Consider the following 21,275-nt stretch of genomic DNA (forward strand, 5'->3'; position numbering starts at 1 on the left):
TAACTTATTTGATTTGCTTCAATGCCAGTTTCACAACCTGTTCTACCGGGAGATCAGGCTGTGCCTTGAGGATATCTACTACTACCTTGGCAGATGGTGCCGGCGAGAAGCCGAGCATGGTGAGGGCGCTTACCGCCTCATCCTTTACGTCATTGTTTACCATCACCACATTACCTCCGCTGGCTGGCAGTTCGTCAGCAATGCCGAGGCTCACGATTTTATCTTTCAAGTCGATGATGATTCGCTGTGCAGTCTTCAGTCCGATACCCTTCACGGTTTTCAGCATCTTGTCGTTACCAGTAGAGATGATTTCGCAGAGTTCGCGTGGCGAGAGTGAAGAGAGAATCATACGGGCCGTATTTCCGCCTACTCCTGAAACGGTGATGAGGAGGCGGTAGAGTTCACGTTCCTGTTTGGTAGCAAAGCCGAAAAGGGTGAAAGAGTCATCTCTTCCACCAGCCACCAGCACTTCGTGAACATAGAGTTTCACTTCCTGTTTGCCCTGAATGGCAGTATATGTATTGAGCGATATATTGAGTCCGTAGCCCACCCCCGCAGTCTCAACAATAGCCAGTGCAGGTGTCAGCTCTGTCAGATCGCCATGAATATATTCTATCATTTTCTTTTTCTCCTAATTAAATTAATATATTAATAACGTGCGAAGGGCGGGATTATTGTAATAGAGTTCCATAAAATTACGTCCCGACGTAGCATGTAATACGTCCCGACGCAGAGCCAGAGACGTCGGGACGCAGCAAAAGCTACGTCCCGACGTAATTCAAAGCACATCGGGAGGTATCGGAAAGGGAATGTATGATGTTTCGCAACAAAATAACGAAACTGTAAGGCTCTTGCTACAGATACCTTACAAATCTCCGCTTATTCATACCTAAAAACTATGATTTTACTACTTTTTGCAACTTTTATGAGTTAAAATTCTATTAAAACGTCACGTATTTCAAGAAAAAGCTATACTTTTGCAACCGGAAATAGAATGAAGAGCGGAAAACATATCCGTTGGATGACTAAACCGCAACAAATAAAAGAAATTAAAACAACAAAATAAAAGAAATAAGACAATGAAGAAATTTAGAGCAGCCGTAGTAGGATACGGCAACATCGGTAAGTTTACTGTTGAGGCACTCGAAGCAGCTCCTGACTTTGAGATTGCAGGTATTGTACGTCGCCAGGGTGCCAAGGACAAACCAGCTGAGTTGGCAAACTATGAAGTAGTAGATGACATCACCAAGTTGAAGGATGTAGATGTTGCTATCCTCGCAACCCCTACCCGCTCTTGCCCTGAGTATGCAGAGAAGATCGTTGCCCTCGGTATCAATACCGTAGACAGCTTCGATATCCACACCAGCATCCTCGACTACCGTACCAAGCAGATGGAAAACTGCAAGAAGGCTGGCAAGGTAAGCGTTATCTCTGCTGGTTGGGACCCAGGTTCTGATTCTATCGTACGTGTTCTGATGGAGAGCCTTGCACCTAAGGGCTTGACATACACCAACTTCGGTCCTGGTATGAGTATGGGTCACTCAGTTTGTGTTCGTGGCAAGAAGGGCGTAAAGGAAGCGCTCTCTGTAACTATCCCATTGGGTGAGGGTATCCACCGTCGTATGGTATACGTAGAGTTGGAAGAAGGTGCCAAGCTTGAGGATGTAACAGCCGAAATCAAGGCCGATCCATACTTCGCTCACGATGAGACCCACGTATTCGCCGTAGCATCTGTAGATGATGTAAAGGATATGGGTCATGGTGTGAACCTCGTTCGCAAGGGTGTATCTGGCAAGACCCAGAACCAGCGCTTCGAGTTCAACATGAGCATCAACAACCCAGCCCTCACAGCTCAGGTATTGGTTAACGTGGCTCGCGCTTCATTCCGTCTCCAGCCAGGTTGCTACACCATGCCAGAGATTCCTGTCATCGACATGTTGCCAGGTACCCGTGAGGAAGTCGTTGCAACACTCGTATAAGACTTTGAACTTTGAGGTTTGAACATTGAACTTTATGATTAGTTTAACTGGTTCAGATTCAAAGTTTAGCAAATAATAAAGGCTCGCAAGAAATTTCGATTTCCTGCGAGCCTTTTCCATTCAACTAAAACCACTTATAATAACCCTGTCATATACAATGGCAAATAAGTAATCCCCTCCTCTACTTTCAAATCAGCCGTATGCAAAACATACGGAGTGGCCAGATAACTATCATATTTAGCGATGCACTTTTTGAGAGAAGTGAGCGTGTATCTATTAGTTGACTTCACTTCTATCGGTGAAATATTATGCTTTGACGTTATTGTATCTTTGGCTATCAGGAAATCCAGTTCCATCCTTTCTTTGGCATCATCCTTACTATATTTGGAAAAGAAATACAGCTTATGCCCTGCCGAACGTAACATCTGAGCCACAATATTCTCAACTATCATTCCGCCATTGAACTCCAGTTTATCTACCAGAAGCTTGTTATATAAGTTTTCAGATACTATCGTATTTTCATTGAAAGCATGACTGATGAGCAAACCCGTATCAGCCATATAGCATTTCAATGTCGTATCATCGGTATTCATTCCAAGACCGATGCTTGGCTCTGTCGTATTATAGGCCATATTGACTATCATGGCATCTGCCAGCCAAAAGAAAGCCGTTTCATAATCCCGCATTCTCGCCCCTTCTGTAAGTGCTTTCAACATAAATTTCTTCTCATGTTTTTGAAGTTGAGAAGGAATTGTATCAAAAATCTGGGTAACTTTAAATACATAAGTTGAAGCATACTTTTGAATATCATTACGATATAAGGTAAGAATTTGTCGCTTCACACGATCCACCTTATTGAAATCTCGAGTTTCTACAAATTTAGCTACAGCCTGTGGCATTCCTCCAACAATAAGATACTGTCTGAAATAGTCCATTGCCATGCGATGCATCATCTGTCCCATCTCATGCTTTTTCTGAAAGTTCATTCGTATAAGAGGCATCAAGGTTTCATTGTTCAATGCCCACAAGAACTCCTCGAAATCCATAGGATACATCAATATTTCTTCCTCCTCAGAAGGAATCATGATATCCTCAACGTTCTTTTTGATAGAAACAAGCGAACCAGTCTCGATATAATCGTAGCGTCCATCTTCAACCAGATACTTGATAGCAGTACGAGCCCGAGGATACAATTGCACTTCATCAAAGATAATAACCGATTCTCTTGGATATAGAGGTGTATTGGTGAAACTGCTCAAATACATAAAGAATGTATCCAAGTCATCCAGGTAGGTTTCGAACAAGGATTTTATGTTCTTTCCTATCTTATTGAAGTCAAGCAAAATATAACTCTTGTATTCTTCTTGAGCGAATTCCTTTACGATATAGCTCTTTCCTACTCGGCGGGCACCATTGATGAGAACAGCACTTTCTCCGTTCTGTTCTTCCTTCCATTTCTTGAGTTGATCATATACTTTTCTTCTCATAATTTACACCTATCCTAGATTAATTATATCGGATAAATACACCTATCCGCGATTAATATTTTCCGTTTCTTACACCTATCCGCGATTATCGGATAGCACAAATACACACATATCCGCGATTATCGGATAGCACAAATACACACATATCCGCGATTATCGGATGGTGCAAATATACACATATCCGCGATTATCTCCAAGGAAAAGCCAGTTTTTTAATATTTCTTAATCTTAAAAGGCTCGCAAGAAATCGAAACTTCTTGCGAGCCTTTTTAGTATCTTATGCCTTGAGCTTTTTATTTCAAGACATAAGCCGAATGAATATGTGCACACGCTTTACTCTACTGCAGTTGCACCCTGTCCGGCAACCAATGGCCAACCTGGGTTCTGGTAAACTACAGATGTGGTAAGATCGGTCTGGTCACCCGCTGCTGTCTGACGGAATACGCTCTGTGCGATAGGAGACAGATAGTGAGCAGGAGTAAAGTGATAACCATCAAATACCTGGTTGTTAATCTTGGAAATCTGGTATGGACGGATATAGTCGCCACTAATGGTCTTATCACTCATATTACCCTTACCTCCTTCAACATCTACGATAGCGAGGTTGGTTTCACCATCGAGCCATGTGCCCTCGTAAACAGTACCCCAGTACTTCATACCTTCAATCTGGTAACCGTTTACCTGGTCGCAAGCACGCCAGCGGATCAAGTCCTCCCAGCGGGAAGCCTCACCGATGAACTCGTCACGACGCTCACGACGGATGTTGTAAGTAGTAGCATCAACCAACTGACCATGAGAGTAAGCACCGAAGTCCCACTTAGCCTCCTCCTGCATGTTGGTAGCTGCGATGGTCTTGTTGTAATCAGGATCTACCTTGGCACGGGTGCGGAGAGCACGCCAGTACTTATCAGCTGTGGCGTCGATAGTATTGTTCTTCAACCAGGAAGCCTCCATGTAGTTGAGGAGAGCCTCTGTGCCACGGAATACAATGCTACCACTCTGACCATAGTCGTGGTTGAGCTGCTGCAGAACATCATAGTTCTTACCCTTCTTCACAGCATAACCGGTAACGATACGAGTCTCATTGTTACCCTTTACTGTCCAAGAGAGATCAACGGTATTAGCACCATCACTTGTATAGTTCTCTACAGAACCATCCATCTTGGTGAATATCTGGATACGAGAGTCACGATCCTGGAGAGTAGCCTTGATGCCCTGGTTCTCCCACTCAGGGTTGTAACCTGAACCTGCTGCATAGATAGGAAGACCGTTGCGCATGAGGAATGAGTTAACCAATCCACGTGTCCAACCAGTACCACCACCATTACGCTGGAGCTGCATCTGGATGTTGTGAGTTACGTTAGCCTTGTCCTTATCGAAAGCACGGTACATCAAAACCTCGCTATAGCCACTCATATCCTTGTCACAGAACATGGTGTAGTAAGGATTGATACTTGCCAAACTAGCATTCTGTCCCTCTGGAGTATCCGTATTCTCTACAAGGTTATCAACGAGCTTATCACCCAATTCCTTAGAAGACTTCATAGCCTCATCGAGGAAGTGATTGATGGAAGAATCGATGTCAAATCCCTGGATATCCTCAGCCTTGCCTGGCCATCCTGGACCACCTGGCACAAACGCAGTACCCTTGTGATACTTCTCCCATGTAGCCTCAAAGAGAGCTGCACGAGAACGGAGCAGGAGGGCAGCATCGCGAGAGATGCGGTTCTTGCCACCAGGGGCAGACTCCATCAACAGACCGAGTGCCTTATCAAGGTCGTCGAGAATCTGCTGAGCTACCTTATAACGTGGCTGGCGCTTTGAAGCCTCAACAAGAGTCTCCTTGTCATCAGGAAGCGCTGTGAGCACGATAGGGAAATCGCCAAGAGACTGCAACTTGTCCAAATAAAGGTAAGCACGGAGGAAGTATGCCTCACCAATGTAGTGGCGTACATGAGCCTCAGCACCACTAATCTGCTTAGCCTCGAACTTTGGCAGTACCTGATCCAGGAAATAGTTCACCGAACGGATGTTGCCGAAATCCCAGGCACCGCCACTCTGACCTACTTTCCAGTTTCCAGGAACCCAACGGCTAGAATAACCGGTTCCCGCCTGGTTATCAGTATCATTATCGTAAGCAAAGGTACTCATACCATAGCTACCAGGAGCAATACTTGTCAATACACCATAGAGATTCACGGTGTAGGCTGCCAGGTCGTCTGCGCTAGTAAAGAAAGACGCAGGTGTCACGTTGCTTTCAGGCTCCTTGTCAAGATAGTCATCGCAACTTGTCAGACCGAGCGTCACGCCCAATAAGAGCATTGAAATATATTTAATTTTCATAAATTGTTTCCTTTCTATAATCTAAATGATAAGTTAGAATGTTACACTAAGACCGAATGAGAATGTCTTTGACAATGGATAGGTCTGACCAATCTTACCGCCATCATAACCTGCTCCAATCAGCTCTGGATCACCAGCCTCTGTGAAGTTAGTGATGGTGAAGAGGTTCTCTCCAGATACGAAGAAGCGAAGATTCTCAATATAAGCCTTGCTTGTGATTGACTTTGGCAAGGTATAACCGATGGTGAGGTTCTTCAAACGACCATAAGCTGCATTCTGCAGATAACGGGTCTGAGTCTGGATGTTGCGGTCACCACCCCAGTCAGCACGTGGGTAGTATGCACCCTTGTTATCCTCACGCCAGTAATCCTCGTGGAACTTGAAGCCGGTAGCCTGCCACTTACCCTGACCGATAGCACCCCAGAATACAGCACCACCTGCAGCGTAGTCACGCTTGAGGGTTCCCTGGAAGAACACCTTGATATCAAAGCCCTTCCAAGCTGCATCGAGGTTCAAACCAAAGTTATAGCGAGGAGTAGAGTTACCGATAATTCTTCTATCACCAGGCTTGCCGGCTGTATTCTCGCCTGTATTTACCTTACCATCACCGTCAAGGTCGGCATACATGATATCACCTGCTGTCCAGCCGCTTCCGAGTGCGCTCTGGTCAACCTTTGCGAGGTGTGCATCCATTTCTTCCTGGCTCTGTGCAATACCGATTGTGGTAAAGCCCCAGATGTCTCCGAGCTTAGCACCTTCGTAATATGAACCGAGGTTCTTAGATGGGTTAGGATACTTATCGATGACCACCTGGTTATCACTCAATACGAGAGATGCACCATAGCTTACCTCACCGATTACGTCACGCCAGCCAATCTGGAGATCCCAACCCTTAGATGTCATATCAAGGTTGTTCACCTTTGGAGGATTGGCACCGAGGATAACAGGCAACTCAGGAGCAGGACCTACCATGTCGAATGTCTTGCGCTGATAGTAGCCGAACGATCCGGTGAGGCGGTTATTGAAAGCACCCCAGTCGAGACCGATTTCCCATGTACGGCTCTTCTCCCATGTAAGAGTAGAAGATACGAGACCTGGCTGTGAAGCGGTATTTGGCTTAGCGCCATTGATCAACCAGTTGCCACCCTGAGAAGAGAAGCCGATGGTTGGATAGAAAGGATACCAGTTATCAGTATTCTGGTTACCCAACTGACCCCAAGAAGCTCGGAGCTTCAATGTGTTTACGTAATCAGTCAATGGCTCCCAGAACTTCTCACGGGCAATGTTCCAACCTGCAGAGAATGATGGGAAGAAGTTCCAGCGGTTCTCGCGGAGGAAACGTGAAGATCCATCATAACGGAGGTTAGCCTCGAAGAGGTAACGGCCTGCATAATCGTAGTTGATACGACCGAAGAAACCGGCTGTAGTCCATGAGTTATATGCACCACCTACACTTGGCTTGGTGGTTGTTGTATCGAGAGTAGGAAGACCAGACATGATACCGTTCTGACGCGCTGTGATATTGCGCTGACGGAACCACTCACTCTGGAAACCACCCATTACCTTCATATTGTGATCGCCAAACGAATGGCTGTACTCTGCAAAGAGGTTAGGGTTGAAATAGTTCGACTTGAATGAATACTCATACACGCTTGATGTGGCGTTGCTATCTACGTATGGATTGTTGTCGCAGTCGTAGCCGTATGTGGTCTGCCAGTCTCGGTGATTGAACTGTGTAACAATACGATAGTTCAACTCAGCATTGAGAGTCAGGCCCTTTACAGGTGTTGCAACAAAAGAAAGCTGCTGTGCGAGACGGTCTGCCTGGTTCTTGGCACGGCCACCATCCTGAAGACGTCCGATATAAGACTCTGGCAACCAGTTACCATTAGGATCGGTAGTTGGCAAAATAGGCCAATAACGGCACATATCGTGGAAGAACACATCTGTACCATTGATCAAATCACCAGGAGAATCGAAGTCCTGACGTGAGAAACGGGTATTGTAGGTCATGCGCAACCATTTGGTTATCTGTGCATTGATCTTACCTGTCATAGTATAGCGCTGCATGCTATCATCACCATGACGGAGAAGACCACCACGGTTGAGATAGTTACCAGACACATAGTACTGCAAACGATCATCACCACCATTGATACTCAAGGTATGCTCCTGAGAGAAGCTGGTACCAAACTGCTCCTTGAGCCAGTCGGTATTACCAAGAGGCAAGAGTGGCGTATTGTCCCAAACCTCCCAACGGTTGTTGCTGTTCTTGAACATCTTCTGCATGGTTGGATCACTCTGAGCCTTCTTGATCTGCTCGAGTTTTTCATCTGTAAACCAGATACCTGCACCACTAGCAACAGAAGCATCATTCATGTACTTAGCCCATGTGTAAGAGTCCATCATCTCCGGCATGTTGAGTGGAGAATCAAAACGGAATGAGTTGTTGTAGTTAATGGAAGCCTTACCCTTCTTACCACTCTTGGTAGTAATAAGGATTACACCACCGGCAGCACGCGAACCGTAGATTGAAGAAGCAGATGCATCCTTCAATACAGAAATGTTCTCGATGTCCTGTGGGTTGAGTGCGTTCATATCGCCCTCCATGCCGTCGATGAGCACGAGTGGAGATACAGAAGAACCGGCACCGATAGTACCTGTACCACGGATATTAAAAGACTTGGTTGAATTAAGAGTACCACCACTGCTTGGTGTAGAGAAGTTCATACCGGCTACTGCACCCTGAAGAGCGTCAACTACAGAGTTGACTGGGCGAGCACCGAGGGTCTTGGAATCAACGGTAGAAACGGCACCAGTGAGGTTTACCTTCTTCTGAGTACCGAAACCGACAACAACGACCTCATTCAGAGTCTTGTTGTCTTCCTGCATGGTTACATTGATGTCACCACCCTTCCATACCATCTCCACCGGCTCGAAACCAATGTAGCTGATACAAACGGTTGCACCATGCTGAACATCAGAAAGCACGAACTTACCATCCAAATCGGTGATGGTTCCACCCTGCTTTCCCTTAACTGTAACAGTAGCACCAATTACTGGCTCACCTGTAGGGTCAATAATGGTACCAGTGCATTGTCCGTTCTTGGACTGATTAGTTTCCTGGATACGAGTTCCCCCATACGCTTGGGTAGGAGTCATACCAAGAGCCATAATCATAGTACTTACTGTGAATAATTGTCTAATCATAAGATATAGTTTAAAAAATGTTATTTGGTCCAATAATTTAATTCAGCCGATGTTATTCGGCTTACTTGTTTAAGTTAGCCAATGTTCAATTATTTAAGTTTGACGCTGCAAAGATATACTATTTTTTAATACGAACCGGTTTTTAATGAAAAAAAATCGTTATTTTAATACTTTTTAAGTAAAAAGTAAGAAAACATTCTAAAAAAAGGCTCACAAGAGTAATTCTTGCGAGCCTTTTTTATCTTCTAGTTATAAATAATGTAAAATCTACACTTCTATTTATTTATGCGTCATGATACCTAATTATTTATGTGTCATGATATCAAGCACCATATCATCGGTGGTCTTCATCGCATCGGCACCGATAGAGGTGAGGTTGTGGATACACTTATCCACATCATCATCCACGATACCCTCGGCAGAAGTCACGCACTTACCCTCCATGGAAAGAAGAGCAGAAAGCAAGGCGGTACTCACACCCGATGAGATCTTCAGGGCGCAGCTTGGCTTGGCACCGTCACAGATCATACCGGTAAGGTTTGCCACCATATTCTTGACTGAGTTGCAGATACGGGTAAAATCACCACCCATCAGATAGGTAATACCGCAACTGCTACCCGTGCTGGCTACCACGCAACCGCAGAGAGCTGAGAGTTTACCCAGACTCTGCTTGATATAGATAGCCGTTAAATGACTGAGCATCAGGGCACGAATCAGCTCCTCCTCAGTATTCTCGTTCTCCAAGGCATAAACCACCACAGGATTGGTGGCACAGATACCCTGGTTACCACTGCCGCTGTTACTCATCACCGGAATCATGGCACCACCCATACGGGCATCGCAAGCAGAAGCGGTACGGGAGATGATGTGAGAGAAGATGTTATTACCGAAGATGCCATGACTCAACGGACGGTCCATCGTCTTGCCCAGGCAGTGGCCATAGTTGCCCTTGATAGATTCCTCGGCAGCCTTCATATTATATTCCTTGGTCTTGAGGATGAAGCGAATCTCATCGAGCGGAGCGGTGGTTGCGAATTCGTAAACCAAGCGGAGATTCAACTGGATATCGTCATTCTCCACATCAGCCGCAGCTCCACCACGCTTGTCAAAAATCACCTCACCATTACGCTCTACATATACAAAGTTGGTATGAGAACCGGCAATGATAGCTGTAGCTCTGCCGTTGCCGGCATAGCAGATTACCTCGATATAGAGTTTATCCACATCACCCTGCTTCAGTTTGATGTTGATATCCGCATCCTTGATATATTGTTTGCCCTGCTCCAGACTGTCGGGAGTGAGGTCTTTCAACACTTCCAGCTGATATTCAGGCTTTCCGATGAGCGCACCCAGCGATACGGCGATAGGCAAACCGATCATACCCGTACCAGGAATGCCGACACCCATCGCATTCTTGAGCATATTAGGACTCAGAAGAACTTCAATACGTTCAGGGCGCTTGCCCAATGTAGTAGCAGCCTTGGCTGTACATAGTGCCACAGCCATCGGTTCGGTACAGCCGATGGCAGGAACCACCTCTTTATTAACGAGCGCAATGATGCGCTCACGCTTACTTTTCTCTAACATAATCTATATAACTTTTATATAAATAACGTTCTTACCATTATTTCGGGTACAAAAATACAAAAAATAAACCGTATTCTTCTCTTTTCTCGAGAAAAATACGGTTTAAATCTATATTTCTTGATGAATTAGTCTTCCAACTGGAACAGAGGATCATCTGGAGTCAGCATGGTTGGCTTCTGGTCGAATTCCTTCAAGAGCTGCTCAGAAGCATACTTCTTGTTTACTACCAGGCGGAACATGTACTCGTTGAACCAATCGTTAGTCATGATGAAGCAACCGGCAAAACCATTGTCGGCACCCCAACTGTTCTCCACCTTCCATTTTACAGGCTTGCCATTGGCGTCGAGATCTACAGCTGTCAGCGTCATGGCATGAGTAGAACCGCTATCGAAAGTAGCGATGCGGTCAGCCTTGTTCATTGGAAATGAGGTATTGAAGAGGCTTCCATAGTCGAAGTTGTCGAGTGCCAGATAGCCGCGCTTGCGGTCGAGCTGCTTGCCCACATCATAGCTTGAATACATCTTATGACCATCCTTTAGAGAGGCGATGGCGAGCTGGGCAATCTCCTCCATAGGCAAGTTCAGATACTTCCAGTTATGACCATCGTAGGTGTGGCGGTCGTACTCTACCTCGTATGTCTTGTGGTAAGGACGGCGTGGATCGTTCATCACCATCAGGAAGGTACCGTTGAGATCCTTGCCTACGGTTTCCTCATAGAAACTCTTAGGAGTATACTTCTTTGCCTCGCCAATCTGCTTGCCGTCCTTGTCGCGGAAAGCATAGGTAAATTCCTTTACCGGTTCGCCGAGAGTAAGACTCAGCATGTGATAAACCTGACCGAGCATCTCGTTCTTGCGAGCCTGGATAGCTGCCGACTTCTTGCCCTGAGCCACCATCTTGCGGAGTTCCAGACCATACTCGCGGAGCTTGCTGCTTACGAGACGGCTCATCTTGGAAGTATTGTTGCTTGAGTAAGTCTCAGGCTGGGCACTCATAGGTACGAGACCATACTTGCTTGCCAAATCGGCAACACCACAGAAAGTACCGCCATCATTGAGCGGATTCTTGAAGAAGAACTGCACCTGAGGATCCTCGATGCTCTTCTTGCCAAGGTCGATAACACCCTGAAGCATCAGGTTAGCCTTCTCCAGCTGATCATAGAAGAAGAGGTAATCCTGAGAATACTCCACCACTCTACCCTGCTTGTCATTGACAGCAAAGTTAGAACGGAGCACGTTAAAACCGCTGAACATCCAGCAACGGCCCGAACTCTTCTGGTTGTGAATGCTCTGCGAAGGAGTCTCGATGCTGAAATGAGTATCAACCGGGGCCTCGTTGGCATGATTCTTCACAAGGTCATCAATGTTGTTGTTGGCAATCGCATTGAAGAGTGCCTTGTTGGCGATACCTGACTGCTGGCTTTTCTCCATCTGCTGGAGAGCAGACTGACTGATGCCGCCACCCTTGGTCTGCGCCATCAGAGACATGGAAGCCATCATCATGGCTCCCAAAAGTAATACATTTTTTCTCATCACGATAAAGGTATTTATTTGCTTATTGTTATATAACTAATTCCGGATTTCATTCCTTTTTCAGAAATTTCCTTTGCAAAAATACAAAGAATAATCGGAAAAAGCGAAAATATTGTCTCAAAAGTGCTTTATATAGGAAAAAAGCATTATCTTTGCACAAGATTTTCACGAAGAAAACATGGACAAGAACAAGTTTAGTCTATTAAATAGTATAAAATACCCGGAAGATTTGAGACGGCTGAGCATTGACCAGCTGCCACAAGTCTGCAAAGAGTTAAGAGAAGACATTATCGACGAGGTTGCCGTCAACCCCGGTCATTTTGCCTCCTCTCTTGGCGTGGTGGAAATAACCGTAGCCCTACATTATATCTACAACACCCCATACGACCGTATTGTATGGGATGTGGGACACCAAGCCTACGGACATAAGATATTAACAGGACGCCGCGAAAACTTCTGTACCAACCGCAAGTTGCACGGCATCCGTCCATTCCCTACACCTTTAGAAAGCGAATATGATACCTTCGCCTGCGGACATGCGAGCAATTCCATCTCCGCAGCACTCGGTATGGCCGTTGCCGCACGCGAAAACGGAGATACCGACAGGCACGTGGTAGCCGTCATTGGCGATGGAGCCATGAGCGGCGGACTGGCTTTCGAGGGACTGAACAACGTATCAAGTACACCTAACGACATGCTCATCATCCTGAACGACAACGATATGAGCATCGACCGGGCTGTGGGCGGTATGGAGAAATATCTCCTGAACCTCGATACCAACGAGACCTACAACCGCCTCCGTTTCAAGGCATCGCAGTGGCTGCACTCCAAAGGCTATCTCAACGAAGACCGCAAGAAGGGCATCCTGCGCCTGAACAATGCACTGAAGTCGGCACTGAGTCATCAGCAGAACATCTTCGAGGGTATGAATATCCGCTACTTCGGACCTTTCGATGGTCATGACGTGAAGGAAGTGGCGAGAGTGCTCAAACAGCTTAAGAACATGAAGGGTCCTAAGCTGCTGCACCTGCATACCACCAAGGGAAAGGGTTACGAACCTGCCGAGAAGAGTGCTACCATCTGGCACGCGCCAGGCAAATTCGATCCGGAAACGGGTGAGAGAATCATTGCCGATACCAGTAACCAGCCTCCTAAATATCAGGATGTTTTCGGTGAGACGCTGCTGGAACTGGCTCTGAAGAACCCGAAGATTGTAGGTGTGACGCCAGCCATGCCTACAGGATGCTCCATGAACATCATGATGAAGGCGATGCCAAACCGTACCTTCGATGTAGGTATTGCCGAGGGGCATGCCGTCACCTTCTCAGGAGGTATGGCGAAAGACGGACTCATCCCATTCTGCAATATCTATAGTTCGTTTGTACAGCGTGCCTACGATAACATCATCCACGACATGGCACTGCTCAACCTGCCGGTTATCATGTGTCTGGACCGTGCCGGACTGGTAGGTGAAGACGGACCAACCCATCATGGTGCCTTCGATATGGCGGCTCTCCGTCCGATTCCGCATCTCACCATCGCATCTCCGATGAACGAGCATGAGTTGCGCAACCTGATGTATTCAGCCCAGTTGCCAGATCATGGCAGCTATGTTATCCGTTATCCTAGAGGCAAGGGGGTGCTCGTAGACTGGCGCAACCCGATGGAGGAAATCAAGACCGGTACCGGCAGAAAGCTGAAAGACGGCACCGATGTAGCCGTTCTTACCATCGGTCCTATCGGAAACGATGCCGCTCAGGCTATCGCTGAGGTAGAAACCGAAACCGGAATGAGCATCGCCCACTACGATATGCGATTCCTCAAGCCACTCGATGAAGACATTCTGAAAGAGGTGGGCGAAAAGTTCAGCCGCATCATCACCATCGAAGACGGCGTTCGTATGGGCGGTATGGGCTCAGCCGTACTGGAATGGATGAACGACCATGACTATCAGCCAAAGATGACCCGAATGGGATTGCCAGATGAGTTTGTGGAGCACGGAACCGTGGCACAGCTCAGAGAAATCGTGCATCTCGATAAAGAAGCAATCAAAGAAGCAATTAAGAAATGAAAATAATCATAGCTGGCGCATATGCCATAGGTACTCACCTGGCGAGACTCCTGTCACGCAGCAATGAAGAGATTACGCTCATCGATGAAAGCGAAGAGCGCCTGGCAAGCATTGGCTCCGACTGCGACCTGCTCACCATGCTGGGCAAGCCTACCAGTCTTCACATCTTACGCGATGCGGGGGTTGCAGATGCCGACCTCTTCATCGCCGTTACTCCGGTAGAAAGTACCAACATCACAGCTAGCATCCTTGCCAAGAACCTGGGTGCTAAAAGAACGGTGGCCCGCGTGGATAATCCGGAATATATGGATCAGCAGGCTCAGGAATTCTTCAAAGAATTAGGTATCAGCAAACTGATTTATCCGGAGATGCTCGCAGCCGTAGATATCAATAACGGACTGAAAATGAGTTGGGTACGTCAGCGCTGGGATGTGCACGACGGCGCACTCGTCATGCTCGGCATCAAACTGCGCGAAGGATGCGAGATACTGAACGAACCGCTCAAGAACATCAGCGGTCCTAACGACCCTTATCACGTGGTAGCCATCAAGCGAGGCAGTGATACCATCATCCCTGGCGGTAACGACGAGCTGAAACTCTACGACCTCGCCTACTTCATGACCACCCGCAACTACATCCCATATATCCGCAAGATTGTAGGCAAGGAGCACTATGTGGATGTGAAGAACGTGATGATTATGGGTGGCGGACGCACAGCCGTAAGAGCCGTGAAGAAGATGCCGGAATATATGGAATGCAAGATTATCGAGATGAGCGAGGAGCGCTGCGAATATCTCAACGATATTCTCGATGAGAACAAGACGCTCATCATTCATGGTGACGGACGTGACATTCCGCTGCTCGTAGAAGAAGGTATCCGTAATACTCAAGCCTTCGTGGCACTGACCGGTAACGCCGAAACCAATATCCTGGCCTGTCTTACCGCCAAGAGAATGGGGGTGCGCAAGACGGTGGCTGCCGTAGAAAACGTAGACTACGTGAGCATGGCAGAAAGTCTGGATATCGGTACCATTATCAACAAGAAGATGATTGCCGCCAGCTACATCTACCAGATGATGCTCGATGCCGACGTGATGAACGTGAGATTCTTGATGAGCGCTAACGCCGATGTGGCTGAGTTTATAGCCAAAGAAGGTTCGAAGGTAACCAAGAAACCGGTGAAGGAACTCGGCATGCCTATCGGTGTAACCATCGGTGGACTGGTTCGCGGTGAAGAAGGAATGCTCGTTTCGGGTAATACACAGATAGAACCGGGCGACTCGGTGATGGTTTTCTGCCACAACATCAACATGAAGAAAATTGAGAAATACTTCATATAAGCGCGAAGGAGATAGAGACATACTTCATATATGATAAACAGAAAATTAATATATAAGGTTTTAGGGCAACTACTTTTCATAGAAGCATTCCTGCTCTTCGTCAGTCTGCTGGTAGCTTTCTATTACCAGCAGGATGACATCTTTGCCTTCATTGTGGCAACACTTACCACCATCGGAGGCGGACTGGTGCTGAAATGGCGAGGACACGGAGCAGATAACTCAATGTCGCGCCGTGATGCCTATCTCGTGGTAACGCTCTCATGGATTGTATTCAGTTTCTTCGGAACCCTCCCCTTCATGATAAGTGGATACATCAACAACTTTACCGATGCCTACTTTGAAACCATGTCGGGATTTACGACAACGGGAGCCACGATATTAGACGATGTAGAATGCTTCCCCCACGGACTGCTTTTCTGGCGTTCGCTCACCCAATGGATAGGCGGTCTGGGAATCGTGTTCTTCACCATCGCCCTGCTGCCATCGCTTGTAGGAGGACAGACCAAGGTGTTTGCTGCCGAGGCTACAGGACCTATCAAGACAAAACTGCATCCCCGGCTTTCCACTTCGGCTAAATGGATATGGAGTATCTATCTGATGCTCACCATTGCCTGCATCGCATCCTACTACGTGGCAGGAATGAATCTCTTCGACAGTTTCAACTATGCGATGACCACTACGGCTACAGGAGGGTTCTCTACACATAACAGTAGTACCTCGTTTTTCCATTCGCCGGCGCTGGAATACATCTGTGCCTTCTTCTGCTTCCTGTCGGGTGTTAATTTCACCCTGCTCTATGCAGCCGTCATCAAATTCAAGATCAAAGATCTGTTCAAGAATTCTGAGTTTAAGTTCTATATGCTCCTCGTTACAGCCTTCACGGCTTTCATCATGGTAGAGCTGATAGCGATGCGCAACTACGATGTGGAACATGCCTTCCGCAGCGCCATCTTCCAGGTGGTATCATTCATCACCACCACGGGATTATTTAACGACGATGCTGCTGTGTGGCCTCACGTTACCTGGGTGGTATTGGCAGCCTGCATGTTCTTCGGAGCCTGCTCGGGCAGTACGAGTGGAGGTTTGAAATGTATCCGTGGCGTGATGCTGGTAAGAATGGTGAAGAATGAATTCCGCCAGATTCTGCATCCTAACGCCGTGCTGCCATTGAAGATTGATGGTATGAACGTACCGATGCAGAAGCGTGTTACGCTGCTTGCCTTCCTCACCACTTATCTCATCATCTGTCTGGTGATATCGTTCACGATGATAGCCATGGGCATCGACAATACCAATGCCATCACCATCACCCTGAGTTGTGTGGGTAATGTGGGACCTACGCTGGGTACGGAAATCGGACCAACCATGTCGTGGAGCGAACTGCCGGATGTGGCAAAATGGTTCTGCTCGCTGATGATGCTCATCGGTCGTCTGGAAATATTCAGTGTGCTGGTTATCTTAACGCCAGCATTCTGGAGAGAGAACTAACATACCCAGAGGGGGAGTTAGAAAATAAAAGAGAAGTTGATATTTGAAGTAAGAAATACGCTTACTAGACTAAGTATATTTCGCACAAAAAGCGTTATATATAATAAGGTATAGGTTCAGCAAGAGCCTTACCCGAGAGTAAGAAACCGTACTTATGAGTACATTTATAAACTAAATACAGGTAAAAATGAAACCATTAAAATTTCAACCGCTATTAAAATCCACCATCTGGGGTGGCAGTAAGATTATCACTTTCAAACATCTCGACGTAAAGCAAGAGAATGTGGGAGAAAGCTGGGAAATCTCTGGAGTACCAGGAAATGAAAGCATCGTAGCCGATGGCGAGATGCAGGGCAAGAGCCTCAACGAGGTTGTTGCAGAACGGAAGGGAAGCTTCCTCGGAGAAGAGAACTACAAGCGTTTCGGCAATGAGTTTCCACTGCTCATCAAGTTTATCGATGCCAACCGCGACCTCTCTATCCAGGTGCATCCTAATGATGAAATTGCCAAGAAGCAAGGTAAGGAACGCGGCAAGACCGAGATGTGGTATGCGCTGCCATGCGAGCCGGATGCCAAGCTCTACAACGGCTTGAAGATGCAGATTACTCCTGAGCAGTACAAGGAGATGGTGGAGAATGATACCATCACTGATGCCCTGGCTCAGTATAACGTGAAGGAAGGTGACTGTTTCTTTATCCCAGCCGGCAGAATCCACACCATCGGAACAGGCTGTTTCGTTGTCGAGATTCAGCAGACCAGCGATGTTACCTATCGCATCTACGACTTCAAGCGCAAGGACAAGGATGGCAACTATCGCCAGCTCCACACCAAGGAAGCTGCCGAGTGCATTGACTACACCGTATTGCCAGACTATCGCCAGCACTACACTCCTGCCAAGAACCAGGGTGTAAGCATGGTGCAGTGCCCTTACTTCACCACAGCCGTTTATGATCTCGATGAGCCAATGACGCTGGATTATTCAGAGTTGGACAGCTTCGTGATTCTGATTGGCTTGAAGGGTGAGGCTAAGATTACCGACAACGAGGGTAACGAGATTACGCTCCAGGGCGGCGAGAGCATCGTAGTTCCTGCCAGCACCAAGACATTGAAGATAGAAGGAACCCTAAAGTTCCTGGAGGTTTTTTAAAGGTAAAAAAGTAAAAGGGTAAAAAGGTAAAAAGAGCCTGGCGGGATGTCATCTGCCTGCTTTCTTTTTACCTTTTTACCTTTAAATATCCTTTTTACCTTTCCAAATACTTTTCCACATCCGCCTGTATCTTCTGGAATTCGGGAGAGAACTGGTAGAAGGTGTTCTTCTTCATCATCATCTTCACCTTGCCCAGACTATTCTCATAACATGCCATTTCGGTGCGAGCCTGCTCGGAATGGAGGGCACGGTCGCGGATTTCATTCTCCCTATCGTTGCGCAAAGCATCGCAAACGCTCTGGACGATAGGACTAACTACCAGGTCGAAGAGATGATGACCCTGTATATATAAATAGGTATTGCTCTCGTTTACACCCAGATTGTTGAGGTAAAGAGCCATTTCATCCAACTCATCCTTAAACTTCTTAAAGCGGCGCTCCAGCTGGAACAGCTTTGCCCGCACCTTCTTTCCCAAATAATCTATCGCCCATTTAGGATCCTGGATTCGGACAGAAGGCAGCATGATGACCTTATCAAACTCTGCCATATCAAAATGCATCGACATCTTGCGATGACGCACATAGAACAGCATGTGCCATAAGAAGAGGGGCCAGATGGTACGGGAATAGGACTCAAGAAAACGCTCGAAATCGAAGATGCGACGGTCGTTGAGCGTCACCATCACACAGGTTTCGTGCAATCCTCTGGCATAACATTGGAAGTTTTCAATGGCATAGGCATAGGTATGGAAGATGTAAGGATTCTCCAACATCTGCTGGGAAGACTCGGTTGAGCCCTGACGCAGATAATCGTAATCGGCATCTACACAGGCTATCATATCCCTACCTACTCCCTTCAGCATACTGGAGATAGCAGCCTTCTTGCCTCGGTCTAAATGCTGGTTACGGGTAGGCAGCATGATATCAAAATAGCGTTTTTCATTCTCAAACTTTCCCAGTACAGAACGCCAGAAGAAGACATCATCGTAGCTCTCGACGTAAGCCACAATCTTGCGCCGAGCCTTCTTCGAGGTCATCCTGTTGGCTGCCTCGAAGAACTGGGAATTGATATTATCGGTTAAACGTTTAGCCATAAGCTGAAAAAATCAACATTCAACACTTAACATTCAACATTACGAAATCGTAATATCATTCACATCCGTCACCCTATCGGTCCATCCATCCATGACCACAGCAGGACTGTGGGTGGTCATGATGATCTGGATATTCGGATTAAGCTGCAGCACCAGACCGATGAGCAGCTTCTGCCATTCGAAGTGAAGACTGATTTCCGGCTCATCCATAAAGAGGACGTATGACTGGTTGTCCTCCACCAGCACGGTGAGGAGGATGGCAAGAATCTGCTTCTCACCAGCCGAGAGCTGATAAGGCGAGAGCTGCTCGCCTATCTGGTTGAAGCGGATTTCGTTGGCAGTACGGATGATGGTCTTGCCGGTATCCTTGAAAAGATTATCTACCATATCCTGGAACATCTTCTTCGGTTCACTCAGTTTCTGAGCCTTGAAGGCTGCATCCGGTTCGCCACTCTGCAAGACGGCGATGATGCGGTTGCCGATGTTCACCTGGTAATCCAGATACTTGCGCTGCAGCTGGAAGAGCTGCCAGTCGAGTTCGGTAACCAGGGTAAGGTCTATCTTGTTGATCATCTCGGCATTCATCAATGGTCTATCTACCGAGCGGATTACATCATATCTAATCCACTTTGCCTCCTCCGGCTCCACCTTCAGATGCACACCTTTGATCATGTGACTAGGGAATTCACCGCCAGCCGCCAGACCCTTTACCACCTTATTTAATATAGTACTCTTGCCCACGCCGTTTACACCACTCAGGATATTGACACGGCGGTCGAGGTTCCAAAGAATATGTTTGGTACCGCTCCAGAGAGATTCAATCTCTATCTGTTTGATATAATCAGCATATTTCTGCATAAGAATAATCTCCTATCTTTAATAGTCAAGAACGGAAAAAGACTATTGTCTTAACTTCTTAACTCCTTTAAGTTTCAAAAAATATACCGCAAATATAGCAAAATTCCTCGAATTTTTGTACCTTTGCACTCGATTTTATTCAAAAATAGGAAGATTTAAATAGAAATAAGGAAAAAATGGATAACAAACGACCTCTTATCGCCCACCTGTGCCTCTTCTGTTCCGGCGCATTCTGGGGACTGATGGCTCCCGTAGGCAAGGATGCCATGCTTCACGGCATCGACGGCATCGACCTGGTGAGCTTCCGTGTATTGGGTGGTGCCCTCCTCTTCTGGATAGCATCATTCTTCACCAAAAGAGAACATATCCCTACCAAGGACATCATCAAGATGGCAGGTGCCGGCATATTCGGACTGGTATGCAACCAATGCTGCTATACCATCGGTCTGAGTCTCACCTCGCCAAGCAACTCCAGCATCATGACTACTTCGATGCCTATCTTCGCCATGATTCTCTCGTTCCTGATTCTGAAGGAACCTATCACCTGGAAGAAGGCTATCGGTGTGCTGATGGGATGCAGCGGAGCCTGTATCATCATCCTGACGAGTGCTACGGCTGGCAATGCTAAGGTAGGAAATATCTGGGGCGACCTGCTCTGCATCTCGGCACAGCTTTCGTTCGCTCTCTATCTGGCACTCTTCAAGCCGCTGGTTCAGAAGTATTCGCTCTTCACGGTGAACAAGTGGATGTTTACCTGGGCAACCCTCTTCATCTGGCCTTTCACGATAGGACACGTATCGGACATTCCTTTCGCCCAGGTTCCGATGAGCACCTGGTGGGAAACGGGCTACGTCATCTTCTTCGGCACTTTTCTGGGTTACATCTGCATGATGATTGGTCAGAAGACGTTGCGCCCTACCGTGGTGAGTGTATATAATTATGTGCAGCCGCTGGTATCGGTTACCGTGAGTGTTATCGTGGGTCTCGCCGTATTCAAGGGTATGCAGGCGATTGCGGCCATCCTCATCTTCTCCGGTGTATGGCTCGTGGTAAAGAGCAAATCAAAAAATGATATCGACAAGCACGACCACAGTCTGGCTTACGAGAAAAGACATGCTTAAAAGATATAATGTCGATTTA

The 21,275-nt window shown here is 47.0% G+C and carries 14 protein-coding genes; 6 read left to right on the forward strand and 8 right to left on the reverse strand.

Annotated elements, in window-relative coordinates; all coding sequences use genetic code 11:
- Positions 1 to 4 precede the first annotated feature (4 nt).
- The gene (ruvA, locus tag KUA48_RS06660; protein WP_153072778.1) at positions 5 to 619 is read right to left on the reverse strand and encodes a Holliday junction branch migration protein RuvA; all 615 of its coding nucleotides are present in this window, start codon (positions 617 to 619) and stop codon (positions 5 to 7) included.
- A 460-nt stretch (positions 620 to 1,079) separates the two neighbouring features.
- Here ruvA and KUA48_RS06665 point away from each other — a divergent pair, with 460 nt between their 5' ends.
- Complete coding sequence (locus KUA48_RS06665) at positions 1,080 to 1,979, forward strand: diaminopimelate dehydrogenase (RefSeq protein ID WP_153094201.1); 900 nt, start codon at positions 1,080 to 1,082, stop codon at positions 1,977 to 1,979.
- 134 nt (positions 1,980 to 2,113) lie between these two features.
- Here KUA48_RS06665 and KUA48_RS06670 read toward each other — a convergent pair whose 3' ends face one another.
- The 5 genes from KUA48_RS06670 to KUA48_RS06690 form a co-directional block, all read right to left on the reverse strand.
- Positions 2,114 to 3,466: an ATP-binding protein gene (locus KUA48_RS06670; protein WP_117663854.1), complete on the reverse strand. Its 1,353-nt coding sequence runs from the start codon at positions 3,464 to 3,466 to the stop codon at positions 2,114 to 2,116.
- Positions 3,467 to 3,799: 333 nt separating this feature from the next.
- Positions 3,800 to 5,809, reverse strand: coding sequence for a RagB/SusD family nutrient uptake outer membrane protein (locus KUA48_RS06675; RefSeq protein WP_153094202.1), 2,010 nt, complete (start codon positions 5,807 to 5,809; stop codon positions 3,800 to 3,802).
- A gap of 33 nt (positions 5,810 to 5,842) precedes the next feature.
- A complete protein-coding gene (locus tag KUA48_RS06680; RefSeq protein WP_218432034.1) occupies positions 5,843 to 9,019 on the reverse strand; it encodes a TonB-dependent receptor in 3,177 nt (1,058 codons plus the stop codon).
- Positions 9,020 to 9,322: 303 nt separating this feature from the next.
- Positions 9,323 to 10,606 carry a serine dehydratase subunit alpha family protein gene (locus tag KUA48_RS06685; RefSeq protein WP_118255595.1) on the reverse strand — a complete coding sequence of 428 codons (1,284 nt, stop codon included), beginning with the start codon at positions 10,604 to 10,606 and terminating at the stop codon, positions 9,323 to 9,325.
- A 125-nt stretch (positions 10,607 to 10,731) separates the two neighbouring features.
- Positions 10,732 to 12,138, reverse strand: a complete 1,407-nt coding sequence (locus KUA48_RS06690; RefSeq protein WP_218432036.1) for an aminopeptidase C — start codon at positions 12,136 to 12,138, stop codon at positions 10,732 to 10,734.
- A 178-nt stretch (positions 12,139 to 12,316) separates the two neighbouring features.
- Here KUA48_RS06690 and dxs point away from each other — a divergent pair, with 178 nt between their 5' ends.
- The 4 genes from dxs (at position 12,317) to KUA48_RS06710 (ending at position 18,184) form a co-directional block, all read left to right on the forward strand.
- On the forward strand, positions 12,317 to 14,209 hold the full coding sequence (dxs, locus tag KUA48_RS06695; RefSeq protein WP_218432038.1) for a 1-deoxy-D-xylulose-5-phosphate synthase: 1,893 nt from the start codon (positions 12,317 to 12,319) through the stop codon (positions 14,207 to 14,209).
- A complete protein-coding gene (gene trkA, locus KUA48_RS06700; RefSeq protein WP_218432041.1) occupies positions 14,206 to 15,549 on the forward strand; it encodes a Trk system potassium transporter TrkA in 1,344 nt (447 codons plus the stop codon). The genes dxs and trkA overlap by 4 nt, the downstream gene beginning before the upstream one ends.
- A 30-nt stretch (positions 15,550 to 15,579) precedes the next feature.
- Positions 15,580 to 17,037: a TrkH family potassium uptake protein gene (locus KUA48_RS06705; RefSeq protein ID WP_218432042.1), complete on the forward strand. Its 1,458-nt coding sequence runs from the start codon at positions 15,580 to 15,582 to the stop codon at positions 17,035 to 17,037.
- Between the two features lie 187 nt (positions 17,038 to 17,224).
- A complete protein-coding gene (locus KUA48_RS06710; protein WP_118255591.1) occupies positions 17,225 to 18,184 on the forward strand; it encodes a type I phosphomannose isomerase catalytic subunit in 960 nt (319 codons plus the stop codon).
- 94 nt (positions 18,185 to 18,278) lie between these two features.
- On the opposite strand, the gene KUA48_RS06715 is transcribed toward KUA48_RS06710, so the two are convergent.
- The gene (locus tag KUA48_RS06715; protein ID WP_118255590.1) at positions 18,279 to 19,277 is read right to left on the reverse strand and encodes a DUF4435 domain-containing protein; all 999 of its coding nucleotides are present in this window, start codon (positions 19,275 to 19,277) and stop codon (positions 18,279 to 18,281) included.
- Positions 19,278 to 19,316: 39 nt separating this feature from the next.
- The gene (locus KUA48_RS06720; RefSeq protein ID WP_118255589.1) at positions 19,317 to 20,135 is read right to left on the reverse strand and encodes an AAA family ATPase; all 819 of its coding nucleotides are present in this window, start codon (positions 20,133 to 20,135) and stop codon (positions 19,317 to 19,319) included.
- Positions 20,136 to 20,311: 176 nt separating this feature from the next.
- On the opposite strand from KUA48_RS06720, the gene KUA48_RS06725 reads away from it, so the two are divergent.
- Positions 20,312 to 21,256, forward strand: coding sequence for a DMT family transporter (locus KUA48_RS06725; RefSeq protein WP_153072783.1), 945 nt, complete (start codon positions 20,312 to 20,314; stop codon positions 21,254 to 21,256).
- Positions 21,257 to 21,275: the final 19 nt, after the last annotated feature.

This window comes from Segatella copri (assembly GCF_019249795.2).
In the GTDB taxonomy this organism is placed as follows: domain Bacteria; phylum Bacteroidota; class Bacteroidia; order Bacteroidales; family Bacteroidaceae; genus Prevotella; species Prevotella copri_B.

Excerpts from the sequence above, each read along its gene's own strand:
- ruvA (WP_153072778.1), bottom strand. The coding sequence starts at position 619 with ATGATAGAATATATTCATGGCGATCTGACAGAGCTGACACCTGCACTG.
- KUA48_RS06665 (WP_153094201.1), top strand. The coding sequence starts at position 1,080 with ATGAAGAAATTTAGAGCAGCCGTAGTAGGATACGGCAACATCGGTAAG.
- KUA48_RS06670 (WP_117663854.1), bottom strand. The coding sequence starts at position 3,466 with ATGAGAAGAAAAGTATATGATCAACTCAAGAAATGGAAGGAAGAACAG.
- KUA48_RS06675 (WP_153094202.1), bottom strand. The coding sequence starts at position 5,809 with ATGAAAATTAAATATATTTCAATGCTCTTATTGGGCGTGACGCTCGGT.
- KUA48_RS06680 (WP_218432034.1), bottom strand. The coding sequence starts at position 9,019 with ATGATTAGACAATTATTCACAGTAAGTACTATGATTATGGCTCTTGGT.
- KUA48_RS06685 (WP_118255595.1), bottom strand. The coding sequence starts at position 10,606 with ATGTTAGAGAAAAGTAAGCGTGAGCGCATCATTGCGCTCGTTAATAAA.
- KUA48_RS06690 (WP_218432036.1), bottom strand. The coding sequence starts at position 12,138 with ATGAGAAAAAATGTATTACTTTTGGGAGCCATGATGATGGCTTCCATG.
- dxs (WP_218432038.1), top strand. The coding sequence starts at position 12,317 with ATGGACAAGAACAAGTTTAGTCTATTAAATAGTATAAAATACCCGGAA.
- trkA (WP_218432041.1), top strand. The coding sequence starts at position 14,206 with ATGAAAATAATCATAGCTGGCGCATATGCCATAGGTACTCACCTGGCG.
- KUA48_RS06705 (WP_218432042.1), top strand. The coding sequence starts at position 15,580 with ATGATAAACAGAAAATTAATATATAAGGTTTTAGGGCAACTACTTTTC.
- KUA48_RS06710 (WP_118255591.1), top strand. The coding sequence starts at position 17,225 with ATGAAACCATTAAAATTTCAACCGCTATTAAAATCCACCATCTGGGGT.
- KUA48_RS06715 (WP_118255590.1), bottom strand. The coding sequence starts at position 19,277 with ATGGCTAAACGTTTAACCGATAATATCAATTCCCAGTTCTTCGAGGCA.
- KUA48_RS06720 (WP_118255589.1), bottom strand. The coding sequence starts at position 20,135 with ATGCAGAAATATGCTGATTATATCAAACAGATAGAGATTGAATCTCTC.
- KUA48_RS06725 (WP_153072783.1), top strand. The coding sequence starts at position 20,312 with ATGGATAACAAACGACCTCTTATCGCCCACCTGTGCCTCTTCTGTTCC.